This is a genomic window from Streptococcus sp. SO4 (genome assembly GCF_030440055.1).
GTDB classification, from domain to species: Bacteria; Bacillota; Bacilli; order Lactobacillales; family Streptococcaceae; genus Streptococcus; species Streptococcus nidrosiense.
Map to the genome: position 1 here is coordinate 94,254 of NZ_JAQFJI010000001.1, position 25,085 is coordinate 119,338.

The 25,085-nt window shown below is 40.8% G+C and carries 25 protein-coding genes; 23 read left to right on the top strand and 2 right to left on the bottom strand.

Annotation, left to right across the window (positions count from 1 at the left end; genetic code table 11):
* Nucleotides 1-84 precede the first annotated feature (84 nt).
* On the bottom strand, nucleotides 85-1,053 hold the full coding sequence (locus PCY08_RS00475) for an NAD(P)/FAD-dependent oxidoreductase (RefSeq protein ID WP_301559073.1): 969 nt from the start codon (nucleotides 1,051-1,053) through the stop codon (nucleotides 85-87).
* 134 nt (nucleotides 1,054-1,187) lie between these two features.
* On the opposite strand from PCY08_RS00475, the gene cdaA reads away from it, so the two are divergent.
* The 12 genes from cdaA to PCY08_RS00535 all read left to right on the top strand — a co-directional run bounded on the left by cdaA (nucleotide 1,188) and on the right by PCY08_RS00535 (nucleotide 12,638).
* Entirely contained in the window at nucleotides 1,188-2,045 is an 858-nt protein-coding gene (cdaA, locus tag PCY08_RS00480; protein ID WP_045763531.1) for a diadenylate cyclase CdaA, read from the top strand.
* Complete coding sequence (locus PCY08_RS00485; protein ID WP_301559074.1) at nucleotides 2,032-2,805, top strand: CdaR family protein; 774 nt, start codon at nucleotides 2,032-2,034, stop codon at nucleotides 2,803-2,805. Before cdaA ends, PCY08_RS00485 begins: the two co-directional genes overlap by 14 nt.
* A 21-nt stretch (nucleotides 2,806-2,826) precedes the next feature.
* Nucleotides 2,827-4,176 (top strand): phosphoglucosamine mutase, encoded by a 1,350-nt coding sequence (glmM, locus tag PCY08_RS00490; protein WP_301559075.1) that lies wholly within the window; start codon nucleotides 2,827-2,829, stop codon nucleotides 4,174-4,176.
* Between the two features lie 65 nt (nucleotides 4,177-4,241).
* Nucleotides 4,242-4,616 (top strand): DUF1149 family protein, encoded by a 375-nt coding sequence (locus PCY08_RS00495; RefSeq protein WP_001050093.1) that lies wholly within the window; start codon nucleotides 4,242-4,244, stop codon nucleotides 4,614-4,616.
* A 3-nt stretch (nucleotides 4,617-4,619) separates the two neighbouring features.
* Entirely contained in the window at nucleotides 4,620-5,468 is an 849-nt protein-coding gene (locus PCY08_RS00500; RefSeq protein ID WP_301559076.1) for a DegV family protein, read from the top strand.
* 281 nt (nucleotides 5,469-5,749) lie between these two features.
* Nucleotides 5,750-6,517 (top strand): 4-hydroxy-tetrahydrodipicolinate reductase, encoded by a 768-nt coding sequence (gene dapB / locus PCY08_RS00505; protein WP_301559077.1) that lies wholly within the window; start codon nucleotides 5,750-5,752, stop codon nucleotides 6,515-6,517.
* Nucleotides 6,514-7,713 carry a CCA tRNA nucleotidyltransferase gene (locus PCY08_RS00510; protein WP_301559078.1) on the top strand — a complete coding sequence of 400 codons (1,200 nt, stop codon included), beginning with the start codon at nucleotides 6,514-6,516 and terminating at the stop codon, nucleotides 7,711-7,713. Before dapB ends, PCY08_RS00510 begins: the two co-directional genes overlap by 4 nt.
* The gene (locus tag PCY08_RS00515; RefSeq protein ID WP_301559079.1) at nucleotides 7,710-9,578 is read left to right on the top strand and encodes an ABC-F family ATP-binding cassette domain-containing protein; all 1,869 of its coding nucleotides are present in this window, start codon (nucleotides 7,710-7,712) and stop codon (nucleotides 9,576-9,578) included. Before PCY08_RS00510 ends, PCY08_RS00515 begins: the two co-directional genes overlap by 4 nt.
* Complete coding sequence (locus PCY08_RS00520; protein ID WP_301559080.1) at nucleotides 9,578-10,183, top strand: hypothetical protein; 606 nt, start codon at nucleotides 9,578-9,580, stop codon at nucleotides 10,181-10,183. The genes PCY08_RS00515 and PCY08_RS00520 overlap by 1 nt, the downstream gene beginning before the upstream one ends.
* 122 nt (nucleotides 10,184-10,305) lie before the next feature.
* The gene (locus PCY08_RS00525; RefSeq protein ID WP_006145170.1) at nucleotides 10,306-10,818 is read left to right on the top strand and encodes an adenine phosphoribosyltransferase; all 513 of its coding nucleotides are present in this window, start codon (nucleotides 10,306-10,308) and stop codon (nucleotides 10,816-10,818) included.
* Nucleotides 10,819-11,010: 192 nt separating this feature from the next.
* Nucleotides 11,011-11,955 (top strand): homoserine O-succinyltransferase, encoded by a 945-nt coding sequence (gene metA, locus PCY08_RS00530; RefSeq protein WP_001122704.1) that lies wholly within the window; start codon nucleotides 11,011-11,013, stop codon nucleotides 11,953-11,955.
* A gap of 8 nt (nucleotides 11,956-11,963) precedes the next feature.
* Nucleotides 11,964-12,638, top strand: coding sequence for a DnaD domain-containing protein (locus tag PCY08_RS00535; protein ID WP_301559081.1), 675 nt, complete (start codon nucleotides 11,964-11,966; stop codon nucleotides 12,636-12,638).
* A 198-nt stretch (nucleotides 12,639-12,836) separates the two neighbouring features.
* Here PCY08_RS00535 and PCY08_RS00540 read toward each other — a convergent pair whose 3' ends face one another.
* A complete protein-coding gene (locus tag PCY08_RS00540) occupies nucleotides 12,837-14,288 on the bottom strand; it encodes an alpha-amylase (protein ID WP_301559082.1) in 1,452 nt (483 codons plus the stop codon).
* A 246-nt stretch (nucleotides 14,289-14,534) separates the two neighbouring features.
* On the opposite strand from PCY08_RS00540, the gene PCY08_RS00545 reads away from it, so the two are divergent.
* The 11 genes from PCY08_RS00545 to PCY08_RS00595 all read left to right on the top strand — a co-directional run bounded on the left by PCY08_RS00545 (nucleotide 14,535) and on the right by PCY08_RS00595 (nucleotide 24,945).
* Nucleotides 14,535-15,698 (top strand): class I SAM-dependent rRNA methyltransferase, encoded by a 1,164-nt coding sequence (locus PCY08_RS00545; RefSeq protein WP_301559083.1) that lies wholly within the window; start codon nucleotides 14,535-14,537, stop codon nucleotides 15,696-15,698.
* Nucleotides 15,695-16,372 carry a type I 3-dehydroquinate dehydratase gene (gene aroD, locus PCY08_RS00550; protein WP_301559084.1) on the top strand — a complete coding sequence of 226 codons (678 nt, stop codon included), beginning with the start codon at nucleotides 15,695-15,697 and terminating at the stop codon, nucleotides 16,370-16,372. Before PCY08_RS00545 ends, aroD begins: the two co-directional genes overlap by 4 nt.
* A complete protein-coding gene (locus tag PCY08_RS00555; protein ID WP_301559085.1) occupies nucleotides 16,362-17,219 on the top strand; it encodes a shikimate dehydrogenase in 858 nt (285 codons plus the stop codon). Before aroD ends, PCY08_RS00555 begins: the two co-directional genes overlap by 11 nt.
* A gap of 16 nt (nucleotides 17,220-17,235) precedes the next feature.
* Nucleotides 17,236-18,303 (top strand): 3-dehydroquinate synthase, encoded by a 1,068-nt coding sequence (gene aroB / locus PCY08_RS00560; protein WP_301559086.1) that lies wholly within the window; start codon nucleotides 17,236-17,238, stop codon nucleotides 18,301-18,303.
* A gap of 9 nt (nucleotides 18,304-18,312) precedes the next feature.
* Nucleotides 18,313-19,479: a chorismate synthase gene (aroC, locus tag PCY08_RS00565; protein WP_301559087.1), complete on the top strand. Its 1,167-nt coding sequence runs from the start codon at nucleotides 18,313-18,315 to the stop codon at nucleotides 19,477-19,479.
* 9 nt (nucleotides 19,480-19,488) lie between these two features.
* Nucleotides 19,489-20,592 (top strand): prephenate dehydrogenase, encoded by a 1,104-nt coding sequence (locus PCY08_RS00570; protein ID WP_301559088.1) that lies wholly within the window; start codon nucleotides 19,489-19,491, stop codon nucleotides 20,590-20,592.
* 11 nt (nucleotides 20,593-20,603) lie between these two features.
* On the top strand, nucleotides 20,604-20,942 hold the full coding sequence (locus PCY08_RS00575; RefSeq protein ID WP_301559089.1) for a YlbF/YmcA family competence regulator: 339 nt from the start codon (nucleotides 20,604-20,606) through the stop codon (nucleotides 20,940-20,942).
* Nucleotides 20,943-21,031: 89 nt separating this feature from the next.
* Nucleotides 21,032-22,315: a 3-phosphoshikimate 1-carboxyvinyltransferase gene (gene aroA, locus PCY08_RS00580; RefSeq protein WP_301559090.1), complete on the top strand. Its 1,284-nt coding sequence runs from the start codon at nucleotides 21,032-21,034 to the stop codon at nucleotides 22,313-22,315.
* Nucleotides 22,308-22,784, top strand: coding sequence for a shikimate kinase (locus PCY08_RS00585; RefSeq protein WP_301559091.1), 477 nt, complete (start codon nucleotides 22,308-22,310; stop codon nucleotides 22,782-22,784). The genes aroA and PCY08_RS00585 overlap by 8 nt, the downstream gene beginning before the upstream one ends.
* A complete protein-coding gene (gene pheA, locus PCY08_RS00590) occupies nucleotides 22,781-23,629 on the top strand; it encodes a prephenate dehydratase (protein ID WP_301559092.1) in 849 nt (282 codons plus the stop codon). Before PCY08_RS00585 ends, pheA begins: the two co-directional genes overlap by 4 nt.
* On the top strand, nucleotides 23,626-24,945 hold the full coding sequence (locus PCY08_RS00595) for an LCP family protein (protein ID WP_301559093.1): 1,320 nt from the start codon (nucleotides 23,626-23,628) through the stop codon (nucleotides 24,943-24,945). Before pheA ends, PCY08_RS00595 begins: the two co-directional genes overlap by 4 nt.
* Nucleotides 24,946-25,085 lie beyond the last annotated feature (140 nt).

Genomic DNA, 25,085 nt, shown 5'->3' on the forward strand with positions numbered 1-25,085 from the left:
AATAGCAAGTTCTTTAGATACTTGTTATTATGCGTTTTATCATGAAATTTCACTTGATTTTTTAATAAAGTTGTAATTTTGACATTATAGACTTGTAGAGTGTTTTGGTTGTACTTTTTGTTCGGGGTCAATATAGTTGATTGCATTGTTGACAGCAGTTGGTGCTTCACCAAGACCTGTTGCAATCAAGTCAATCTTACCTTCGTAGTAGCAGCAGTCACCGATAGCATAAATTCCAGCTTGGCTTGACTCTTGCTTGCTATTGACGATAATCTTGTGGCGGTTCAGTTCTAATCCCCATTTTTTAAGATTACCTACAGAAGATTTAAAGCCATAGTTGACAAAGAGGTGGTCCAATTCAATGGTTTCGGTTTCATCGGATTTGACTTTTGTGATTTCAAGCTTGTCAAGAGTTTGGCCGTCACCAAGAAGTTGACTCGGCACAAATGGTGTTTTGATAGTTACAGAAGACTCTTGCAAGGCTTGTACGCTATGCTCAAGTGCACGGAAGTTATCGCGACGGTGAACAAGTGTAGTTGGAGCAATCTTTTCAAAAGCTAAAGCCCAGTCAACGGCTGAGTCACCACCACCCAGGATGGTTACCTTCTGACCAGCATATTGTTGAATATTAGAAACGTGGTAGTGGATATTGTCATAGCCTTCAACACCTTCTAATTCGAGTGGACGTGGTTTAAAAGCACCACCACCCATAGCAATAATAACGGTTTTAGAAGTATGATTTCCCTTATTAGTTGTAAGCTTAAAAACATCATCCTCTTTTTCAATCTCAAGAACAGTTTCATTGAGGTGAACAGGTGTCTCAAACCCTTCAAGTTGTTCCAAAAGGCGGTTAGTCAATTCTTCCCCTGTGAGGTTTGGAAAACCTGGAACATCGAGAATTTGTTTTTCAGGATATAGGATAGCAGGTTGACCACCTAGTTGAGGAAGAGAATCAATGATTTGTACTTTGGCTTGACGAAGGTGAGCATAAAAGGCTGCGAACAGACCGACAGGTCCACCTCCTACAATGGTAATATCATATAGTTCAGACATGGTTTCTCCTTAATTCATTTCTATCATTTTATTCTATCATATTTTCTACCAATTTAAAATGAAGTAGGGGGAAGAAAATTTTCATATAAAATGATATAATGAAGAGTAGCTTTTTTATGGAGAGGAGGCCTAGAATGAATTTTCAGCAATTATCTAATCTTCAATACTGGTCTAGTTTGTTTTCCAGTCCTTGGAGTATTCTGATAAATGTGATTGATATTCTTATCGTTGCCTATATCTTATACCAATTTACAAAATCAATTGCAGGAACCAAGATTATGATCCTGGTTCGAGGTGTTTTAGTTTTTATCTTAGCTCAGATAGCAGCAAATACCCTGGGCTTGACGACTATTTCTTGGTTGATCAATCAATTGATTACTTACGGTGTTATCGCAGCAGTTGTTATTTTCTCTCCAGAAATTCGGACAGGTTTAGAGCGATTAGGACGTGCGACTGATTTCTTTTCAAGTACACCAATGAGTTCAGAAGAACAGATGATTCAGGCCTTTGTTAAGGCAGTTGAATATATGAGCCCGCGAAAAATTGGAGCACTTGTATCAGTTCAGCGTGTCAGAACCTTGCAGGAATATATTTCCACGGGGATTCCTTTAGATGCTAAGATTTCTGCAGAACTCTTAATCAATATCTTCATTCCAAACACACCTTTACATGATGGTGCAGTCATTATAAAAGGTGATCGAATAGCTGTAACATCTGCTTATCTTCCACTTACTGAAGACACTGGTATTTCTAAGGAGTTTGGAACGCGACACCGTGCAGCCATTGGTTTATCTGAGGTTTCTGATGCTCTCACTTTTGTGGTATCAGAGGAAACTGGAGGTATTTCCATTACCTATAATGGTGTCTTTAAGCATGATTTAACGATGGAAGAATTTGAGGAAGAGCTACGTCGTATACTGATTCCGGAAAATTCACAAGAGCCAAGCTTAACAGAGCGTATATTAGGAGGCTGGAAGAATGAAAAAAAATAGTTTATATATCATCTCCTCACTCCTCTTTGCTTGCGTTTTATTTATCTACGCTACCTCTATTAATTACCAAAATAATAATAATGCAAGACCGGCTCGAACAGAAACCTATACCAATACGGTCGTAAATGTACCGATTGATATTCAGTACGATAGTGAGCAGTATTTTATTAGCGGTTTTAGTTCAGAAGTAACGGTATTTTTAACTGGATCTAATCGAGTGACCTTGGCTAGTGAGATGCAAGAAAGCACTCGTAAATTCAAGGTTATTGCAGATTTGACACAAGCTACCGAAGGAACCATTGAAGTTCCCTTGACCATTGAGAATCTTCCAAGCGGTTTAACAGCCCTAGCAACACCACAGAAAATCACCGTTAAAATTGGGAAGAAGGCAACACGGGATAATTTACCAGTCACTCCACAGATCGACTCTGGTAAGGTTGATGAACGAATTATCATCGATAGTGTGACCGTTTCAGATGAACGCGTTTCAGTTACAAGTGATGCCGACACCTTATCTAAGATTGATAAGATTGTGGCTGTTTTACCAACGAGTGAAAAAATTACTGGAAATTATACAGGTTCAGTTCCCTTACAAGCTATTGATAAGAATGGAACAGTTTTACCAACGGTGATTACACCGTATGAAACAACCATGAAGATAACAACGAAACAAGCTAGATCAGCAAGTAGTTCTACCTCTTCAACGAAATCTTCTACTACAGGGTCTGAAACCACACCAGACTCTTCAAAGAAAGACTAAAAAATTAGAAAAGGATATAACATGGGTAAATATTTTGGAACGGACGGAGTCCGTGGAGAAGCAAACGTAGAATTAACGCCAGAATTGGCTTTTAAACTTGGTCGCTTCGGAGGATATGTCCTCAGTCAACATACGACGGAAGCACCTAAGGTTTTTGTAGGACGTGACACACGTATTTCAGGTCAAATGCTTGAAGCTGCTCTTATTGCTGGACTTCTTTCAGTGGGAATTCACGTTTATAAACTTGGTGTACTTGCAACACCAGCAGTAGCTTATCTTGTAAAAACAGAAGGTGCGAGCGCAGGTGTCATGATTTCAGCTAGTCACAACCCAGCCCTTGATAATGGAATCAAATTCTTTGGTGGTGACGGTTTTAAACTTGACGATGACAAGGAAGCAGAAATCGAAGCCTTGCTTGATGCGAGCGAAGATACTCTTCCACGTCCAAGCGCTGAAGGTTTAGGTACTGTTGTTGATTATCCAGAAGGTTTGCGCAAGTACGAATCCTACCTTGTTTCAACTGGAACTCCTCTTGAAGGAATGAAGGTGGCCTTGGATACTGCCAACGGTGCAGCTGCAACAAGTGCTCGTCAAATTTTTGCAGATCTAGGTGCTCAATTAACAGTTATCGGTGAAACACCAGATGGCCTTAACATCAACTTGAACGTTGGTTCAACTCATCCAGAAGCTTTGCAAGAACTTGTAAAAGAAAGCGGGTCAGCTATTGGTTTAGCCTTTGATGGGGATAGCGACCGTTTGATTGCTGTTGATGAAAATGGCGAAATTGTCGATGGTGACAAGATTATGTACATCATTGGGAAATACCTCTCTGAAAAAGGTCAATTGGCTCAAAACACGATTGTGACAACAGTTATGTCCAACCTTGGTTTCCATAAGGCCTTGGATCGTGAAGGGATCAATAAGGCAGTTACTGCTGTTGGAGACCGCTATGTCGTTGAAGAAATGAGAAAATCTGGCTACAATCTCGGTGGTGAGCAGTCAGGTCACGTTATCTTGATGGACTATAATACTACTGGTGATGGTCAGCTTTCAGCAGTTCAATTGACGAAGATCATGCAAGAAACAGGTAAGAGTTTGTCTCAATTGGCCTCAGAAGTGACAATTTACCCACAAAAATTGGTCAATATCCGTGTGGAAAATACCATGAAAGAAAAAGCTATGGAAGTTCCTGCTATCAAAGCTATTATCGAGAAGATGGAAGAAGAAATGGCAGGAAATGGTCGCATCCTCGTTCGCCCAAGTGGAACGGAGCCACTCTTACGTGTCATGGCTGAAGCCCCAACCACTGAGGAAGTAAACTACTATGTAGACACTATTGCCCAAGTTGTTAAAACTGAGATTGGTATTTAGTAAATCTAGCAGAAAATAAAAAAATATGGTACAATGGCAACTATATTGTACCAATGGAGATGAAAATGAATTTAAAACGTGAACAAGAATTTGTCAGTCAGTATCACTTTGATGCGCGTAACTTTGAATGGGAAAATGAGAATGGAGCACCTGAAACTAAGGTAGATGTAAACTTCCAGTTGCTTCAGCATGATCAAGAAAATCAAGTTACCTCTTTAGTAGTTGTTTTGAGCTTTATGATTGTCTTTGATCGATTTGTCATTAGTGGAACGATTTCTCAAGTCAACCATGTTGAAGGTCGTATTATCGATCAACCAAGTGATTTCAGCCAAGAAGAGGTTGAGACCCTAGCTCGTCCATGTTTGGACATGCTTAATCGTTTGACTTATGAAGTAACAGAAATTGCCCTTGATTTACCGGGAATTAATTTGGAGTTTTAAGAAATGAAATTAGCGGTCATAACAGACTCGTCTGCTTTTCTACAAGCGGAAACCTTGCGGAAAGAAGATTTATTTGTGCTAGACATTCCTGTGAATATCGATGGACAGGAGTATGTTGAAGGTGTAAATCTAACCGCTCAAGAATTTTATGAAAAAATGGCTTCAGCAAGCGAATTACCAAAAACGAGCCAACCAAGTATTGCCAAGTTGGATGAAATTTTATCATCATTAAAAGCTAAAGGCTATACACATGCCTTAGGTCTTTTCCTATCTTCTGGAATATCAGGATTTTACCAAAATATCCAGTATATGAAGGATGAATATGAAGGGTTAACCATTGCCTTTCCTGATACCCGTATTACAAGCGCTCCCCTAGGCTATATGGTTGAGAGTGTCTTTAGATGGGCAGAGCAAGGAGAAGAGTTTACTACCATTTTAGATCAGTTGGAAAATCAAATCCAGAAAACTTCAGCCTTTATCATGGTGGATGATCTTGACCATCTAGTTAAGGGGGGACGACTCTCTAATGGTGCAGCCATTTTGGGGAATCTCCTTAGTATCAAGCCAATCCTATATTTCAATGACCAAGGTGTGATAGAAGTATACGAAAAGGTTCGTACAGAGAAAAAGGCTACAAAACGCTTGGTTGAAATTGTTAAAGAAGCAACAGCTAATGGGAATTACCAGATTACTGTCATTCACGGGAACGCTCCTCAAAAAGCAGCAGATTTGCGCCAGCTTTTAATCGATGGTGGAGTGGCTACAGATGTTTCAATTGCAACCTTCGGTAGTGTTATTGGGACTCACCTGGGAGAAGGAAGTATTGCTCTGGGCTATACACCCATAATCTAGACTATTTTTCATGGACAGCTAAGGTCCTTTGTATCTTAGAATTGAACACGCCTGGAACTCTGTGTGAAAAAGATAGTTCTTTTAAGGAGTAGACACTCCTTGATCAGAACTCCTATTTTCACTTTGAGTTCTTACAGGCTTTGTATCTTAAAAATTGAACACGGACTACCTACCTCTTGAAAAAAGATGCCTGTCTTGCCTTTCGTGTATAGTCAGCGCCATTCCTTATTTTTCATGGGCAGCTAGGGTCCTTTGTATCTTAAACAGGAGTAGAGATTGAGATGAGTATTCGAGTAATTATTGCTGGTTTTAAGGGGAGAATGGGACAATCTGCTTGTCAGATGGTTTTGTCTGATCCTGAACTTGAACTAGTTGCAGTATTGGATCCTTTCGAAACTGCAACAGAATGGCAGGGAATTCCAGTATTCAATGATAAGAATGACTTGGCAGGCTTTGAAGCAGATGTGTGGGTGGACTTTACAACACCAGCTGTTGCCTATGAGAATACCCGTTTTGCGCTTGAAAATGGTTTTGCTCCTGTCGTTGGAACAACAGGTTTCACTAGTCAAGAGATTGAAGAACTAAAAGAATTTTCTCGTTCTAAAAACTTGGGTGGCTTGATTGCTCCTAACTTTGCCTTGGGTGCTGTCTTACTCATGCAATTTGCGGCACAAGCTGCAAAATACTTCCCAAATGTAGAGATTATTGAGCTTCACCATGACAAGAAAAAAGATGCCCCTAGCGGAACAGCTATCAAAACAGCGGAATTGATGGCAGAGGTTCGTGAGTCTATCCAACAAGGTGCGAGTGATGAGGAAGAACTCATTGCAGGTGCACGTGGAGCTAATTTTGATGGCATGCGAATCCATTCGGTTCGTTTACCAGGTTTGGTAGCCCATCAGGAAGTAATTTTTGGAAATCAGGGAGAAGGATTGACCCTACGTCATGACTCCTATGATCGTAGCTCCTTCATGACAGGGGTGAATTTGGGAATCAAAGAAGTTGTCAAGCGTCATGAGCTTGTCTATGGATTAGAGCACTTATTATGAGATTAACACAAATGCCTTCTGAATTTCAGAAGGCTTTACCAGTATTAGAAAAAATTAAAGAAGCAGGCTTTGAAGCCTATTTTGTTGGAGGCTCTGTTAGGGATGCCCTCCTCAATCGTCCCATTCATGATGTGGATATTGCGACGTCATCTTATCCAGAAGAGACCAAGCAGATTTTCCCTCGTACAGCTGATATCGGGATTGAGCATGGAACCGTCTTGGTTTTAGACGGAGATGAAGAGTACGAAGTGACCACTTTTAGAACTGAAGATGTCTATGTAGACTACCGTAGACCAAGTTCAGTTTCTTTTGTTCGTTCGTTAGAAGAGGACCTCAAGCGCCGAGATTTCACAGTCAATGCCTTTGCCTTGGATGAAGAAGGGGAAATCGTTGATTTATTTGATGGTTTACAAGATCTAGAAAATCAAGTTTTACGAGCAGTTGGTGTAGCTAGTGAACGTTTCAACGAAGACGCGCTACGCATTATGCGCGGATTTCGTTTTCAAGCCAGTCTTGGTTTTGAACTCGAGCAAGAAACCTTTGAAGCTATGAAGACCTTAACGCCACTCTTAGAGAAAATTTCTGTGGAACGTACTTTTGTAGAATTTGATAAACTTCTACTAGCCCCTCATTGGAGAGTAGGCTTATCTTCTATGATTGAAAGTAAAGCTTATGATTATCTTCCAGATATGGCTGGTAGTCAGGACAAACTCCAATCTTTGTTTGACTTAGAGGCTGATTTTACCTTTGAATCTTCTGAGCAAGCCTGGGCAGCACTTTTATGGGTTTTAGAAGTGGAAGATGCTCAACAATTTTTGAAACATTGGAAAACTTCGCGTCAATTTGCCAAGCAAGTTCAAGATTTACTTACGATCTTAGAACTTCGTGAAGAAGGAGAACTAAGCAAGCGCGATTGTTACTGCTTTGATCTAGATTTGCTTTTACAGGCTGAAAATCTTCGTCAGGCTCAAGGAAAAGAAGTCAATCCACAGGCCATCACAGAGACTTATCACAGCCTAACCATCCATGATAAGAAAGAAATTCAAATCAATGGTGGGATTTTGATCAAAGAATATGGCTATCAACCAGGACCAGAAATGGGTGAAATTTTAGCAGAGATTGAGTATGCTATTGTGGATGGAGATTTGGAAAATAACTTGGAAGCTATTCATGCCTACTTGAGGGAGAAAAAATGAGTGATTTTATTGTTGAAAAACTAAGTAAATCCGTTGGGGACAAGACCGTCTTTAAGGATATTTCCTTTATCATTCATGACTTGGACAGAATCGGTCTTATCGGTGTCAATGGAACTGGAAAAACGACACTTTTAGATGTTCTTTCAGGAGTTTCAGGTTTTGATGGTGACGTAAGCCCTTTTTCGGCAAAAAATGATTACAAGATTGGCTACTTGACTCAGGACCCAGATTTTGATGATAACAAGACTGTCTTAGATACTGTTCTATCGAGTGATTTGAAAGAAATCCAGTTGATCCGTGAGTATGAATTGCTTATGCTCAACTACAGTGAGGACAAGCAGGCCCGTTTGGAACGTGTCATGGCCGAGATGGATTCTCTCCAAGCTTGGGAAATTGAGAGTCAGGTCAAGACCGTTCTCAGCAAGTTGGGTATTCAGGATTTATCAACTCCCGTTGGAGCCCTATCAGGTGGTTTGCGAAGACGGGTTCAGTTGGCGCAAGTCCTTCTGGGCAATCATGATCTTTTGCTTCTTGATGAGCCTACCAACCACTTGGATATTGCCACCATTGAGTGGCTGACCCTCTTCTTGAAAAATTCCAAGAAAACAGTGTTATTTATCACCCACGACCGTTACTTCCTAGATGCGCTTTCAACGAGAATTTTCGAATTGGACCGAGCTGGTTTGACAGAGTATCAAGGAAATTACCAAGACTATGTTCGTCTCAAGGCTGAACAGGATGAGCGCGACGCAGCTCTTCTTCACAAAAAGGAACAACTTTATAAGCAAGAATTGGCTTGGATGAGAAGACAACCACAAGCTCGTGCAACCAAGCAGCAGGCACGTATCAATCGATTCCATGACTTGAAAAAGGAGATTTCTGATACTAGTGTTGAGACAGACTTGAGCATGAATTTTGAAACTAGCCGTATCGGAAAAAAAGTTATCGAGTTTAAGGATGTTTCCTTTGCCTATGACGACAAGCCGATTCTGAAACATTTTAACCTTTTGGTTCAAGCCAAAGACCGTATCGGAATCGTTGGGGACAATGGTGTTGGTAAGTCAACTCTTCTCAATCTCATTGCGGGAAGTCTTGAGCCAACGGAAGGAGAGGTTATCATCGGTGAGACGGTTCGCATCGCCTATTTCTCTCAACAAATCGAAGGTCTGGATGAAAGCAAGCGAGTTATTAATTACTTGCAGGAAGTGGCAGAAGAGGTTAAAACTAGCGGAGGCTCTACGACATCTATCGCGGAGTTATTGGAACAGTTCCTTTTCCCTCGTTCAACGCACGGTACCTTGATTGAGAAGCTGTCAGGTGGAGAGAAGAAACGCCTGTATCTCCTCAAATTGCTCTTGGAAAAACCCAATGTGCTTCTCTTGGACGAGCCGACAAATGACCTTGACATTGCGACCTTAACAGTTCTAGAAAATTTCTTGCAAGGCTTTGCAGGGCCTGTCTTAACAGTTAGTCACGATCGCTATTTCCTTGATAAGGTTGCGACTAAGATTCTTGCTTTTGAGAATGGTAGCATTCGTCCTTTCTTTGGGCATTATACCGACTACCTAGATGAAAAAGCCTTCGAAGCAGAAGCGACAAATCAAGTTCAAAAGGCTGAGAAGGAAAAAGTCGTCAAAGTCCGTGAAGAGAAGAAACGCATGACCTACCAAGAAAAGCAGGAGTGGGCAAGTATTGAAAGTGATATCGAAGCCTTGGAAAACCGTATCTCTGTCATTGAAGAGGAAATGCAGGCCAATGGCTCGGACTTTGGGAAGCTAGCTACTCTTCAAAAAGAGTTAGATGAAAAGAATGAAGCCTTGCTTGAAAAATATGAACGCTATGAATATTTAAGTGAGTTGGTTTAATGGAAGAAAAAATTATCAAATGGAGCAGTAAGAAAATCATTTGGACTATTCTTCTCTGCTTAGTTGAGTTATCTTTTCTTCTTTGGATCCTATTTTTTATGATGACCTATCCCAAGGAGGCACCTGTGGGATTGGTGGCATTAAGACTCTTTGTCTTATTCTTAATCATCATTGTTGGATGGATTTTGTATGAACGTTTGCGACTTCTTTTTTCAGATAAAGAGTATTTGAAATGTACGGCCCAAGGTTTTTCCTATAAGCCACATCCTAAAAAAGATTGGCAGTTTTATTCCTGGGGGCAGGTAGAAACGTTTTCTCTTATGAGAATCAAGGGTGGTAGAAGTTCAAGGGATTTTTATACTATTGAAGTTCATTTTTATGACAAGGATTTTATAAAACCCAATTCTTTATGGAATCGTCTACGAAGTAGATTTTCGACTGCAAAGCAAGCAAATGTTTTGAAAATCCCAATCTATTTGCTGGATGTCGGTTTACCGCGAAGAGTATTTGAAACCATGTCCTACTTTGAGCGAGAGTGGCGAATCCAACAAAATCGTCAACGCAATCAAAAATCTAAAAGCAAAAAGAAGGCAAGAGTTCATTAAACGAGCAATAGTTATAGATCTGATTAGAAGCCTTGGACTCAGTTTCCAGGGTTTCTTTCTATTTCTCTTTTCTAAGATTTATGGTATAATAGGGAGTAAAAACTTAAAAAGAAAGAAATGCTATGAACTTAAAAGATTACATTGCAAGTATTGAAAATTATCCACAAGAAGGAATTACATTCCGTGATATAAGCCCTTTGATGGCCAACGGCAATGCCTACAGCTATGCTGTTCGTGAAATTGTTCAATATGCTACTGATAAAAAGATCGATATGATCGTAGGACCAGAAGCGCGTGGATTTATCGTTGGATGTCCAGTCGCTTTTGAGTTGGGAATTGGTTTTGCACCTGTGCGTAAACCAGGAAAATTGCCACGCGAAGTCATTTCAGCTGACTACGAAAAAGAATATGGTGTTGATACTTTGACTATGCACGCAGATGCTATCAAACCAGGTCAACGTGTTCTCATCGTAGATGACCTTTTGGCAACAGGTGGTACTGTGAAAGCAACCATCGAAATGATTGAAAAACTTGGTGGTATCGTAGCTGGTTGTGCCTTCTTGATTGAGCTTGATGAGCTTAAAGGTCGCGAAGCTATCGGAGATTACGATTATAAAGTGCTTATGCATTATTAATGAAAAACAGTCCCTAGGGCTGTTTTCTCTTCATCTGATATAAAAAAAGGCTATATCTAGTTAGAGAAAAACTATAATTGAAAACTATATCTTCTTACAGTATAATAAAGGGAAGGACTTTCGTCAGCTGATTTTTCATTTGACGACTGTATGTTCGTTTGAGCCTAGAATTGATACAGTAAGGAGATTTCCATGCCGATTCGAATTGATAAAAAATTACCAGCAGTTGAGATTTTACGAACGGAAAATATTTTCGTCATGGATGACCAGAGGGCGGCTCATCAGGATATTCGACCACTGAAAATTCTGATTTTAAACTTGATGCCACAGAAGATGGTTACAGAGACTCAGCTTTTACGACATTTAGCTAATACTCCTTTGCAGTTAGATATTGATTTCTTATATATGGAAAGTCATCAGTCGAAAACAACTCGTTCTGAGCATATGGAGACTTTTTATAAGACCTTCTCGGAAGTTCAAGACCAGTATTTTGATGGCTTGATTATCACAGGAGCGCCGGTTGAGCATCTTCCTTTTGAAGAAGTGGACTATTGGGAGGAATTTACTCAGGTCATCGATTGGTCAAAGACACATGTCTTTTCAACCCTGCATATTTGCTGGGGAGCACAGGCTGGCCTCTACTATCGTTACGGCGTAGATAAACACCAGATGGCTCAAAAGCTTTCGGGAATTTATCCTCAGGATGTTTTAAAAGAAGGTCATCTTTTGTTGAGAGGTTTTGATGACTTGTATGTGTCTCCTCATTCTCGTCACACAGAAATTCTCAAAGAAGACATTGTAAATAAAACCAATCTAGAGATTTTAGCATCTGGAAAAGAGGTGGGAATCTCTATCCTTGCAAGCCGAGATTTAAGAGAAGTTTATAGCTTTGGGCATTTGGAGTATGATCGTGATACGCTAGCCAAGGAATATTTTAGAGATCTAGATGCTGGTTTAGATCCCCATATACCAGAAAATTATTTCAAAAATGATGACATCCATGAACTTCCTTGTATGCGTTGGAGTTCCTCAGCAGCTCTCTTTTTCAGTAACTGGGTAAATTATGCAGTTTACCAAGAAACGCCTTTTGAGTGGAAGAGTGCAGAAGAAGATGTGTCTCATTTTGGATATTTATAAGAGGAATTATGACATATTTAGATGCTTTCAAATCAGGGAACTTGGTGCTACCAAGTGCTCTGCTCTTAAACTACAATCAACTGTTTTCATCAAGCGATGATTTCTTAGTTTGGCAATTCTTTTACCTACAAAATACAACAGCTTTAGGGGAATTGTCCCCAAGCCAGATTGCTGAGAAAATTGGAAAGCAAGTCTTTGAAGTCAATCAAGCGATTTCGCGCTTGACAGAAAAAGGCTTACTTCAATACCGAACCATTGAACTCAATGGTGAGATAGAAGTGATTTTTGATGCGACTTTAGCTTTAGAGCGCTTAGACCAACTTTTTGAAAAGCAAGAACCTAGCCAAGTGCTACCCGCTAAAAATGATTTGAAAGACTTGGTGGAAACCTTCCAACAAGAGCTAGGTCGTCTCTTAAGTCCTTTTGAAATCGAAGATTTAGAAAAGAGTTTGAAAGAAGACAGAACCAGTGTGGACCTGATCAAAGAAGCCCTACGTGAGGCTGTTTTGAATGGAAAACCAAATTGGAAGTACATCCAAGCTATCCTAAGAAACTGGCGTCATGAAGGCATTAAGAGTGTAGTCCAGGTAGAGGCCAAGCGTCAGGAGAGAGAAGCGACTAATCCTCAAAATGTTCAAGTTTCTGCAGATTTTCAAAATGCTATGGATCTTTGGAAAGACTAATTTTAAGTATTGATAATAGAAAAAATGCCTACAGGCTAGAAAGAAAATCTAGCTTGTGGGCATTTTTTGTGTGTTTTATACTCAATGAAAATCAAAGAGCAAACTAGGAAGCGAGCCGCAGGTTGCTCAAAACAATGTTTTGAGGTTGCAGATGGAAGCTGACGTGGTTTGAAGAGATTTTCGAAGAGTATTAATTGATTAGTTAGCCAGTCCCCATACACTAAGCGAGCGTTCTGTAACTGGGAAATCTCCATAACCTTCAGCATTAATCGTTACTTGGTCAGGATGATTTCCTAGTAAATCAACAAAGGTTTGGTCAGTCCATTCTTGACCGACGAACATGGTTTTAGAGTTTGCTTTAGCATTAGAAATCACGATGGCAAGTGGCGATTGATTTTCAGCTCCTGAACGGACCCAACCGATACAATTAGGGTCATCAAAGTAGTCCGTTTGCTCTCCATAAGCCAACTCTTTTCGAATAGCTAGCAAACGGTCAAGAACATCTTTGAAATCTTGCTGAGCATATTGACCAGAAATACCGTAGTAGTCTCCATAAAAGACACATGGGAGCCCCTGCTCTCGCAAAAGAATGAGGGCGTAGGCTGCTGGTTTAAACCATTCTTCAACAGTGGATTCAAGAGCCTGGCCACGTTGAGTATCATGGTTATCGACAAAGGTTACAGCTCTTTCTGGATTGATTTGCACCAGACTATCTTCAAAGATGGTTGTCAAATTATAGTCTTCTCCAGCCTTGCTTGCTTCAAAGAGATTTTGGTGAAGGCGAACATCGACAAGATCAAAGCGTTCTTCAATCTTTTCAAGGTAATCCAGATTTGCTTCCTTGTCTGGATTCCAGAATTCTCCAAAGACATAGAAATCTTGGCCATATTTTTCTTTGATATCGCGAATGAAGTTGCGCATAAAGAAAGAGTCAATGTGTTTAACTGCATCCAAACGGAAACCTGTTACGCCAGTCGTTTCCATAAACCAATCAGCCCAGTCGTAAATATTTTGTATCACTTCAGGATGTTTGAAATCTAGATCGGCATACATAAGATAGTCGTAATTGCCATTCTCATTGTCGACTAATTCCTCATGAGCCCAGCCTTTATTATCACCTTGTATCAGATAGATACCAGACTTACGGCGTTTAGCATCGTAGTCAGTTCCAGTAAAGTGGTACCAGTGCCAGTGGAAGTCATTGTAGGTGTTTTGTCGTCCATCAAAGGTAAAACCAGTCCAGCCATTGATGGTAAAAGGTTCTCCTAGTTCCACAGTTCGATCTTCTGGATCCACTTCTATTACTTGGAAAGATTCTAAATGGTCAGCGGCTGCCTTATGATTTAAGACGATATCAGCCATTGGTTGAATCCCATGAGATTTTAAAGTTTGGATGGCATGAAGATAGTCTTCTTTAAAGCCATACTTGGTACGTACAGTACCCTTCTGATTAAATTCTCCAAGGTCAAACAAGTCATAGACGCCATAACCAACATCCTTTTCATTTGTTGCTTTAAAAGCAGGTGGCATCCAAATGTGACTAATACCTAAGTTGGCTAGGTGTTCAGCGTCGTCAGCTAGGCGTGTCCAGTGCTGACCGTCGTGGGGCAGATACCACTCAAAATATTGCATTAGGGTTTGATTCTTCATAGTTGATCCTCTTACTTACAGTGATGAGAATTATTGTAGCATAAAGCTAATGAATACGCAAACGTTTGCGTTGTAATTAAACTCTTTGAATTTTATGTCTATTTTTCAACTGGAAGTGTTGAAATACTATAAAAGAAAAATAGTAGGACTAATGGGAGGAAAAATTCTCTCAGATAGGGCAAGATGATGGATGAATCAATAGTTTCTATTTTGTGAATTGTCACAAAATTTGTTATAATAGTATTTATGAATAAAGTATTCGTCAGTAGACGTGTTGAAAAAAAACTAAACCAAGGTCTAGTACTTTTGGAGGAAATTGATTTTCCAGAACTATCTGAAACTGATCAAGAAGTTGAGTTATTTAGTCAAAACAAGCAGTTTTTGGGCAAGGCCTATTTATCTCGTCAAAATAAGGGGATTGGTTGGTTTGTAACGAACCAGAAGCTTTCTTTTAACCAAAAATTCTTTGAAAGTTTGTTTGAAAAAGCCAAACAAAAACGTTCTTCTTACTATCAAGATGAGTTGACAACTGCCTTTCGTTTGTTTAATCAAGAAGGCGATGGCTTTGGTGGAATGACTCTGGACCTATACGGAGATTATGTTGTTTTTTCCTGGTATAACTCCTATATCTATGGACTTCGCCAAGAGATCTTAGCAGCTTTTGCTCAGGTTTTCCCTGAAGTCTTAGGTGCCTATGAAAAGATTCGTTTTAAAGGTCTAGACTATGAGTCTGCCCATATCTATGGTCAAGAAGCACCAGAAAATTTTACAGTTCTTGAGAATGGAGTTCTCTATCAAGTCTTTATGAACGACGGTCTTATGACAGGCATCTTCTTGGACCAACATGAAGTGCGTGGTAGCTTGGTGGATGGTTTAGCTATGGGGAAATCCTTGCTTAATATGTTTTCCTATACAGCAGCTTTCTCAGTTGCTGCAGCAATGGGAGGAGCTAGTGAAACAACCTCTGTAGACCTAGCCAAACGTTCAAGAGAACTGTCAGAAGCTCATTTTCATGCCAATGGACTCAGTCTTGACAGTCATCGTTTCATTGTTATGGATGTCTTTGAATACTTTAAATACGCTAAACGTAAGGGCTTGTCTTATGATGTGATCGTTCTTGATCCACCTAGCTTTGCCCGTAATAAAAAGCAAACTTTCTCTGTAGCTAAGGACTATCATAAGTTGATTTCCCAGAGTTTAGAGATTTTAAATCCGGGAGGTATAATCATTGCTAGCACTAATGCTGCCAATGTTTCCCGTCAAAAATTTATAGAACAAATCGACAAAGGATTTGCAGGAAGAAAGTACCAGGTTCTTAATAAATATGGACTTCCAGCAGACTTTGTCTACAATGAAAAAGATGAAAGTAGTAATTACCTTAAGGTGATTAGCATGAAGGTAACTAAATGAAATTAGTCGTTTCAGTAATGCCAAAGAGTTTAGAAGAGGCGCAAGGAATCGATGCCATGCGGTATATCGATGCTGATATCATTGAGTGGCGTGCCGACTTCCTACCAAAGGAAGCTATTTTACAGGTAGCTCCAGCTATTTTTGAAAAATTTGCAGGTCGCGAACTCCTCTTCACCCTACGTACTCGTGCTGAGGGAGGCGAGATCGATTTGGATTCGGCGGAGTATGTACAAATTATCAAAGATGTAGCTCAACTCTATCAACCTGAATATATCGATTTTGAGTATTTTTCTCACAAGGATGTTTTTGAAGAGATGCTTGATTTTCCAAATCTAGTCTTGAGTTATCATAATTTCCAAGAAACTCCAGAGAATATGATGGAAATCTTATCCGAGCTAACCAGCCTAACGCCCAAAGTGGTTAAAGTATCGGTTATGGCTCATACAGAACAAGATGTATTGGACCTTATGAACTTTACACGTGGCTTTAAAACACTGAACCCAGAACAAGAATATGTGACGATTTCTATGGGGAAAATGGGTAAGGTTTCTCGTATCACTTCAGATGTGACGGGTTCTAGCTGGTCTTTTGCGAGTCTGGACGAAGCCAGTGCTCCAGGACAGATTTCACTTTCTAGCATGAAAAAAATTCGGGAGATACTAAATGAAGATTGATGGCTACACACGTTTAGCAGCTGTAGTCGCCAATCCTATCAAACACTCCATTTCACCTTTCATTCACAACAGAGCTTTTGAGGCAACCAATACCAATGGGGTTTATCTTGCTTGGGAAGTAGAAGCGACAGACTTGGCAGAAACAGTTGCCAACATTCGTCGTTACCAGATGTTTGGAATCAATCTTTCTATGCCCTACAAGGAGCAGGTGATTCCTTATTTGGATCAATTGAGTGAAGAAGCTCGTTTGATTGGTGCTGTCAATACAGTGGTGAATCGAGAGGGAACTTTAATCGGATATAACACAGATGGCAAGGGATTCTTTAAGAGCTTGCCTTCTTTTAAAATATCTGGGAAAAGAATGGTCTTGTTAGGAGCAGGCGGTGCAGCCAAGGCAATTTTGGCGCAGGCAATCTTGGATGGAGTCAGTCAGGTTTCTGTCTTTGTACGTTCGGCTTCAATAGAAAAAACAAGACCTTACTTAGAAAAATTACAAAATGAAACAGGGTTTAAAGTAGATTTATTTGCTTTAGAAGATGTTTCTGAACTGCAAGCAAGGATAACTGATTCGGATTTACTGGTAAATGCGACTAGTGTTGGTATGGATGGAGTATCTCTGCCAATCCCAGCAAGTGTCCTTTTACCAGAGAAGCTTTTGGTAGCTGATGTGATATATAAACCCTTTGAGACACCATTTTTAAAGTGGGCAAGAAACCAGGGCAATCACGCTGTTAATGGCCTAGCCATGTTGCTTTACCAAGCAGCTGAAGCTTTTCAGTTATGGACTGGCAAGGAAATGCCAACCGATCAAATCTGGGAATTACTAAAACAAAAGTATCAAAAATGAAAAAAGGAGAACTGCTATGAAAATCAGAATAGACCTTCCCCACCATCCTTATGATATTCAGATTGAAAAAGGATGCTTGTCTCAAGCAGGAAAATGGTTGCGGGAACTTTGGCAACCGCAAAAAGTCGTTATTATTACCGATAACCATGTGGCTTCTCTCTATGCAGAAAAAGTTAAATTGAGCCTAGAGGATGCTGGTTTTCAAGTGGCAGTTTTTGACTTTCTAGAGGGTGAAGAGCGAAAAAATCTAACCACAGTTCAAAAGGCTTATGAATTTCTAGTTAAGCAAGACTTGACTCGCAGTGACGGCATCGTAGCTTTAGGTGGTGGTGTCGTTGGTGATTTGGCTGGCTTTGTAGCCTCAACCTATATGCGAGGTATTCACTTTGTTCAAATTCCGACCAGTTTGACTGCTCAAGTCGACTCTTCAATCGGTGGTAAGACAGGAGTGAATACTCCTTTTGCTAAGAATTTGGTGGGAACTTTTGCCCAACCAGACGGCGTTTTGATTGATCCAACCGTTCTTGAAACCCTAGGTAAACGAGAGTTGATTGAAGGAATGGGTGAAGTCATCAAGTATGGCTTAATTGAAGATCCAGAACTCTGGGACTTATTATCTGAAATGGATGGTTCTGTAGAGAGTATTTTGGAGCATTCAGAAAGTTTGATTGAGCATTCTTGCCAGGTGAAACGCAAGATGGTAGTTGAGGATGAATTAGACAATGGCATTCGTCTATATCTCAACTTTGGTCATACAATCGGCCATGCTATTGAAGCAACTGCTGGTTATGGACGTGTCATGCATGGTGAGGCAGTAGCGATGGGAATGGTTCAGGTTTCTAAGGTAGCCGAACAAAAAGGCCTTATGCCAGCTGGAATCACTCAGTCTATCCGAGAAATGTGTCAGAAATTTGGGCTTCCTGTGGATTATGAAAACTGGGATGTTGATAAGCTGTATCAGGCTTTGACTCATGATAAAAAAGCGCGTGGTAACACCATGAAATTAGTTCTGGTACCAGAGCTTGGTTCAGCAAGGATTCACCCCGTCTCACTCGAAGAAATGAAAGATTACCTAGTAAAATAAGGAGAATGTATGAGATATTTAACAGCAGGAGAATCACACGGTCCTCGTCTGACAGCAATTATTGAAGGGGTTCCAGCAGGTCTTCCTTTGACTGCCGATGATATCAATGAGGATCTCAAACGTCGCCAGGGTGGTTACGGTCGTGGTGGACGCATGAAGATCGAGAGCGACCAAGTTGTCTTTACTTCTGGTGTTCGCCACGGGAAGACGACAGGGGCTCCCATTACCATGGATGTCATTAACAAAGACCATCAAAAATGGCTAGATATTATGTCTGCCGAGGATATTGAAGACAAACTTAAAAGTAAACGAAAAATCACTCATCCTCGCCCAGGTCACGCTGACTTGGTAGGCGGTATCAAATACCGCTTTGATGATTTGCGAAATTCTCTGGAACGTTCATCTGCCCGTGAAACGACCATGCGAGTAGCAGTTGGGGCCGTGGCTAAACGTCTATTGGCTGAGCTTGATATCGAAATTGCCAACCATGTTGTTGTCTTTGGTGGCAAGGAAATCGATGTTCCAGAAAACTTAACAGTCGCAGAGATCAAAAAACTAGCTGCCCAGTCAGAAGTTTCTATCGTTAACCAAGAACGTGAGCAGGAAATCAAGGACTATATTGATCAGATTAAACGTGATGGAGATACCATCGGTGGTGTTGTCGAAACAGTTGTCGGTGGCGTTCCAGTAGGTCTTGGTTCCTATGTCCAATGGGATCGCAAACTAGATGCAAGATTAGCTCAAGCGGTTGTCTCCATCAATGCCTTTAAGGGTGTGGAGTTTGGTCTTGGTTTTAAAGCAGGTTATCTCAAGGGTAGCCAAGTCATGGATGAAATCCTCTGGTCACAAGCAGATGGCTATACTCGTCGGACCAATAATCTTGGAGGTTTCGAAGGTGGTATGACCAATGGTCAACCGATTATTGTTCGTGGGGTCATGAAACCAATTCCAACTCTCTATAAACCATTGATGAGCGTTGATATTGAAACCCATGAGCCTTATAAGGCAACGGTGGAGAGAAGTGATCCAACCGCTCTTCCAGCAGCAGGTGTTGTTATGGAAGCAGTCGTAGCAACAGTTTTGGCCCAAGAAATTCTAGAGAAATTCTCTTCTGATAATCTGGAGGAATTAAAAGAAGCTGTTGCTAAACATCGGGAGTATACAAAGAATTATTAAGGAGTTCTTATGGCAAAAACCATCTATATCGCAGGACTAGGTTTGATTGGTGCTTCCATGGCACTGGGAATCAAGCGGGATCATCCTGATTATGAGATTTTGGGATACAATCGTAGTCATGCATCTAGAGATATTGCTTTGGAGCGAGGAATGATTGATCGTGCGACGGATGATTTTGCCAGTTTTGCTCCACTTGCAGACGTCATCATTCTTACCCTGCCAATCAAGCAAACCATTGCTTTTTTACAAGAATTGGCAACTTTGGAACTAAAAGAAGGTGTCATTATTTCTGATGCTGGATCGACCAAGTCAGCTATCGTGGCTACAGCTGAGAACTGTTTTGCAGATAAGCCTGTTCGCTTTGTTGGAGCTCATCCTATGGCAGGGAGTCATAAGACAGGAGCGGCTTCTGCCGATGTTAATCTTTTTGAAAATGCCTACTATATCTTCACACCTTCGAGCCTAACGACTCCAGACACGCTTGAAGAAATGAAGGACCTGCTATCAGGTCTGCACGCTCGTTTCATTGAAATCGATGCTGAAGAGCATGACCGAGTGACTTCTCAGATCAGTCATTTTCCACATATCTTAGCATCAGGGTTGATGGAACAAACTGCTAGTTATGCTGAAGAGCATGAGATGGCCCGACGTTTTGCGGCAGGTGGTTTCCGTGATATGACTCGAATCGCCGAAAGTGAGCCAGGCATGTGGACTTCTATCCTCTTATCCAATCGAGAGACTATTATTGAACGCATCGAGGATTTTAAGCGACGTTTAGACGAGGTTGGACAAGCTATTAGCAAGGGTGACGAAAACCAAATCTGGAACTTTTTCAATCAAGCGCGTGAGCAACGCCAAGCTATGGAAATCCATAAACGTGGCGGTGTTGACAGTTCTTATGACCTCTATGTCGATGTTCCCGATGAGGAAGATGTTATCTTGCGCATCTTGGAATTGCTAAGAGGAACTTCCTTGGTCAATATCCATATCAATGAGGAAAACCGTGAAGATATTCACGGGATTCTGCAAATTTCCTTTAAGAATGCTCAGGATTTAAAACGTGCTGAGCAAGTCATTACAGAAAATACGAACTACACAGTTGTTATTAAATAAGGAGGACAATTATGTCAAATATTTACGATAGTGCAAACGAACTTAGTCGTGGACTACGCGAATTGCCAGAATACAAGGCGGTTAAGGAAGCTAGAGATGCTATCCAAGCCGATGCAGAAGCTAGCAAGATTTTTGCGGATTATATTGCTTTTCAGCATGAAATCCAAGTCATGGCCCAAACTGGTCAAATGCCCGACGCTTCTTTCCAAGAAAAAATGGAATCTTTTGGCAAGTTGATCCAGGGCAACGCTCTTTTATCGGCTTTCTTTGCCAAACAGCAACAACTTTCTATCTACCTTTCTGATATTGAAAAAATTGTTTTTGAACCAATTTCAGAACTTTTAAAATAAGAATTTACCTCATAAAGTCAGGAATTTTTAAGAAATTTCTGACTTTTTATGATAAAATAAGAAAAAGTATTGTCAGTATGAGGTCTAGTATGAAGTTAAAAACAAACGTTAAGCATTTGAATGGTAGCATTCGAGTACCAGGGGATAAGTCCATCAGTCATCGCTCTATCATTTTTGGGAGCTTAGCTGAGGGTGAGACTAAGGTTTATGATATCTTACGTGGTGAAGATGTTCTATCAACTATGCAAGTTTTTCGTGACCTCGGTGTTGAGATAGAGGATAAAGACGGTGTCGTTACCATTCAAGGTGTTGGGATGGATGGATTGAAAGCCCCTAAGAACGCTCTCGATATGGGGAATTCTGGGACCTCTATTCGTTTGATTTCAGGTGTACTTGCTGGTGCAGACTTTGAAGTAGAGATGTTTGGAGATGACAGTCTTTCTAAACGTCCTATGGACCGTGTGACCCTTCCTTTGAAAAAAATGGGAGTTAGCATTTCTGGTCAGACAGAGCGAGACTTGCCACCATTGCACTTAAAAGGTACAAAAAATTTAACACCTATTCATTATGAATTGCCAATCGCCTCCGCTCAGGTCAAGTCTGCCTTGATTTTTGCGGCTTTGCAGGCTCAGGGTCAGTCAGTCATCATTGAGAAGGAGTGCACTCGTAACCACACAGAAGATATGCTGCGTCAATTTGGTGGAGACTTAAGTGTCGATGGTAAGAAAATCACTGTCCAGGGACCACAGAAACTAAATGGACAAACGGTTGTCGTACCTGGAGATATTTCGAGTGCAGCCTTTTGGTTGGTGGCAGGTTTGATTGTTCCTAATTCTCGTGTGGTACTTAAGAATGTAGGTATTAATGAAACTCGTACAGGGATTATTGATGTTATCCGTGCTATGGGTGGCAAATTAGAGATTACTGATATTGATCCAGTGGCTAAGTCTGCAATCTTGACTGTTGAAACTTCAGATTTGAAGGGAACAGAAATTGGTGGAGCCTTGATTCCACGTTTGATTGATGAACTACCTATTATCGCTCTCCTTGCAACCCAAGCTCAGGGGAAAACGGTTATCAAAGATGCTGAAGAACTTAAAGTCAAAGAGACAGACCGTATTCAGGTTGTTGCAGATGCTTTAAATAGCATGGGGGCAGCTATTACTCCTACAACAGACGGAATGATAATCAAAGGGAAATCTGCCCTCCATGGAGCCAAAGTCAACACCTTTGGAGACCATCGAATCGGCATGATGACAGCCATTGCAGCGCTTTTAGTGGCAGATGGAGAGGTTGAATTGGATCGTGCAGAAGCCATTAATACTAGCTACCCAAGCTTCTTTGATGATTTGGAGACTTTGATTCATGGCTAAGGTTTTACTAGGTTTTATGGGTGCAGGAAAATCAACTATTGCTAGAGGATTAGATCCTGACTTTGTAGACATGGATGCCTTGCTTGAAGACCGACTGGGGATGCCAATTGCTCGTTTCTTTGAAGAAAAAGGAGAAGCAGCCTTCCGTCAGATAGAAGAAGAAGTTTTGGCTGACCTACTAAAAACGGACCAAGTCGTGTCTACTGGTGGTGGAGTGGTCATTTCTCAGAAAAATCGTGACTTACTCAAGCAAAATCCAGAGAATATCTACCTAAAAGCAGATTTTGAGACCCTTTACCAGCGAATTTCAGCTGATAAGGACAATCAACGCCCGCTATTTCTAAAAAATAGTAAGGAAGATTTGGCAGGGATTTTTAATGAAAGACAGGCTTGGTATGAGGAAGTGGCTAGTAAAGTTATCGATGTGTCTAAGCTAAGCCCAGAGGAAATTATAGAGGAATTGATATGAAAATTGCCTATCTAGGTCCCAAAGGATCTTTTTCGCACCATGTGGTGCAAACGGCTTTTCCTCATGAGGAACTGGAGCCATTTTCAAATATTACAGACGTTATCAAGGCCTATGAACAGGGATTGGTAGACTATTCAGTAGTGCCGGTTGAAAATTCCATTGAAGGTAGTGTCCATGAGACTCTGGACTATCTTTTCCATCAGGCTCGCATTCAAGCTGTGGCAGAGATTGTTCAGCCAATCCACCAACAATTGATGGCAGTACCAGGACAGTCTAAAATAGTGAAAATCTTTTCTCACCCACAAGCATTGGCACAAGGGAAGAAATTTATTGACGAGCATTATCCAGATGCGCAACTAGAAGTCACTGCCAGTACAGCCTACGCTGCGCGCTATGTTTCTGAGCATCCTGATCAACCATTTGCAGCCATTGCCCCAAGAAGTTCTGCTGAGGAATATGGATTAGAACTCATCGCTCAAGATATTCAAGAAATGGAAGCCAATTTTACTCGTTTTTGGGTTTTGGGGCCTAACTTACCACAAATCCCCTTGAGTCCAGGTTCTGAAAAGATGAGTCTAGCTTTGACCTTGCCAGATAATCTTCCAGGTGCATTATACAAAGCACTTTCTACCTTTGCATGGCGTGGAATTGACTTGACTAAAATTGAGAGCCGTCCCCTAAAAACAGCCTTGGGCGAATACTTTTTTATCATTGATGTCGCTTATACTGATAAAGAACTGATCCATTTTGCTCAAAAAGAACTAGAAACGATTGGAATCCAGTATAAAGTACTAGGTGCTTATCCTATCTATACCATACAGGATAAAGGGAAGGAGAAGGAATGACTAGAGAGAATCCTTTGACACATCATGAAAAACTGAGATATGACTATCTTTTGAAAAACATTCATTATTTGAATGAGAAAGAAAAGAGAGAATTTGCCTTTTTACAAGCCAAGTTAGAAGGTCAAAAAGATTCAGCAGAAGTTTTCAATCCAGAAGTCAAAGAACAACTTCTTTCAGACTCTGGTATCGACCTGCCAACCTATGCTAATCGTAGTCGTTCTAGTCGCCGTAGTAGTGGAGAACAACTGGAAACGAAGATTCCAAAAGCTAAGAAGCAAAAGAAAAAAAGAGGTTTTCGTTTTAAACGCTTATTTGCTTGGTTAGGGATGATATTGCTTTGTGTAGCAGTAGGAATGATCGTCATGTTCTTAAAAGGCTTCCAATCGGCGAACCCTAATAGTTCAAATGGGCCCAAAGATGCCAAAGCTGCTCAGGTTGAAGTCTTCAATGGACAAGATACGCGTGATGGGGTTAATATTCTGATTTTGGGTACGGATGGCCGTATTGGACAGAATAGTGCAGAAACACGGACAGATTCCATTATGGTTTTGAATGTAAGTGGCAAAAATAAAAAATTGAAGCTCGTTAGCTTTATGCGTGATAATTTGGTCTATATTGATGGGTATAGCCAAGTCATCAATGGTCAAAAACAGACCGACCATAAATTAAACTTGGCCTATGAATTAGGGGAACAAGAAGGTAAACAAGGAGCTGAAATGGTCCGCAAGGTGCTCAAGGATAATTTTGATCTAGACATCAAATATTATGCACTTGTCGATTTCCAAGCCTTTGCGACAGCCATTGATACGCTTTTCCCTGACGGGGTGACTATTGATGCCCAGTTTTCAACTCTAAATGGGGTTCCAGTTACAGAAGCGACTGTAGGCGATGACTTGCATGCAACGGAAACTGAGTCACCGACTCAAACCATTCGAGTTGGAAAACAACAGATGAATGGTTCGACTCTTCTGAACTATGCACGTTTCCGTGATGATGATGAAGGGGATTATGGCCGTACTCGTAGACAACAGCAGGTCATGACAGCTGTCTTGCAGCAGATTAAGGATCCTACAAAACTTTTCACCGGCTCAGAAGCACTCGGGAAAGTTTTCGCCATGACCTCTACAAACCTTCCATATACCTTCTTATTGACCAACGGTTTATCAGTCCTTGAAGGAGCGCAGAATGGTATTGAAAGATTGACAGTCCCAGAACTTGGAGACTGGGTAGACGACTTTGACGTATACGGCGGTCAATCCCTTCGAGTGGACCAAAAAGCTTACCAAAATAAATTGGCCCAAATGGGATTTAGATAAAATGTAAAATGAATCAGAGCTTGAGGTACCTATGAAAATGGGGATCTTGGGCTTTGATTTTTCACATGGTAAGATGGATTTATAAACTATTTTTATGGTATAATAGAATGATGTATTCTATAGAAGAGGGAGAGAATAAG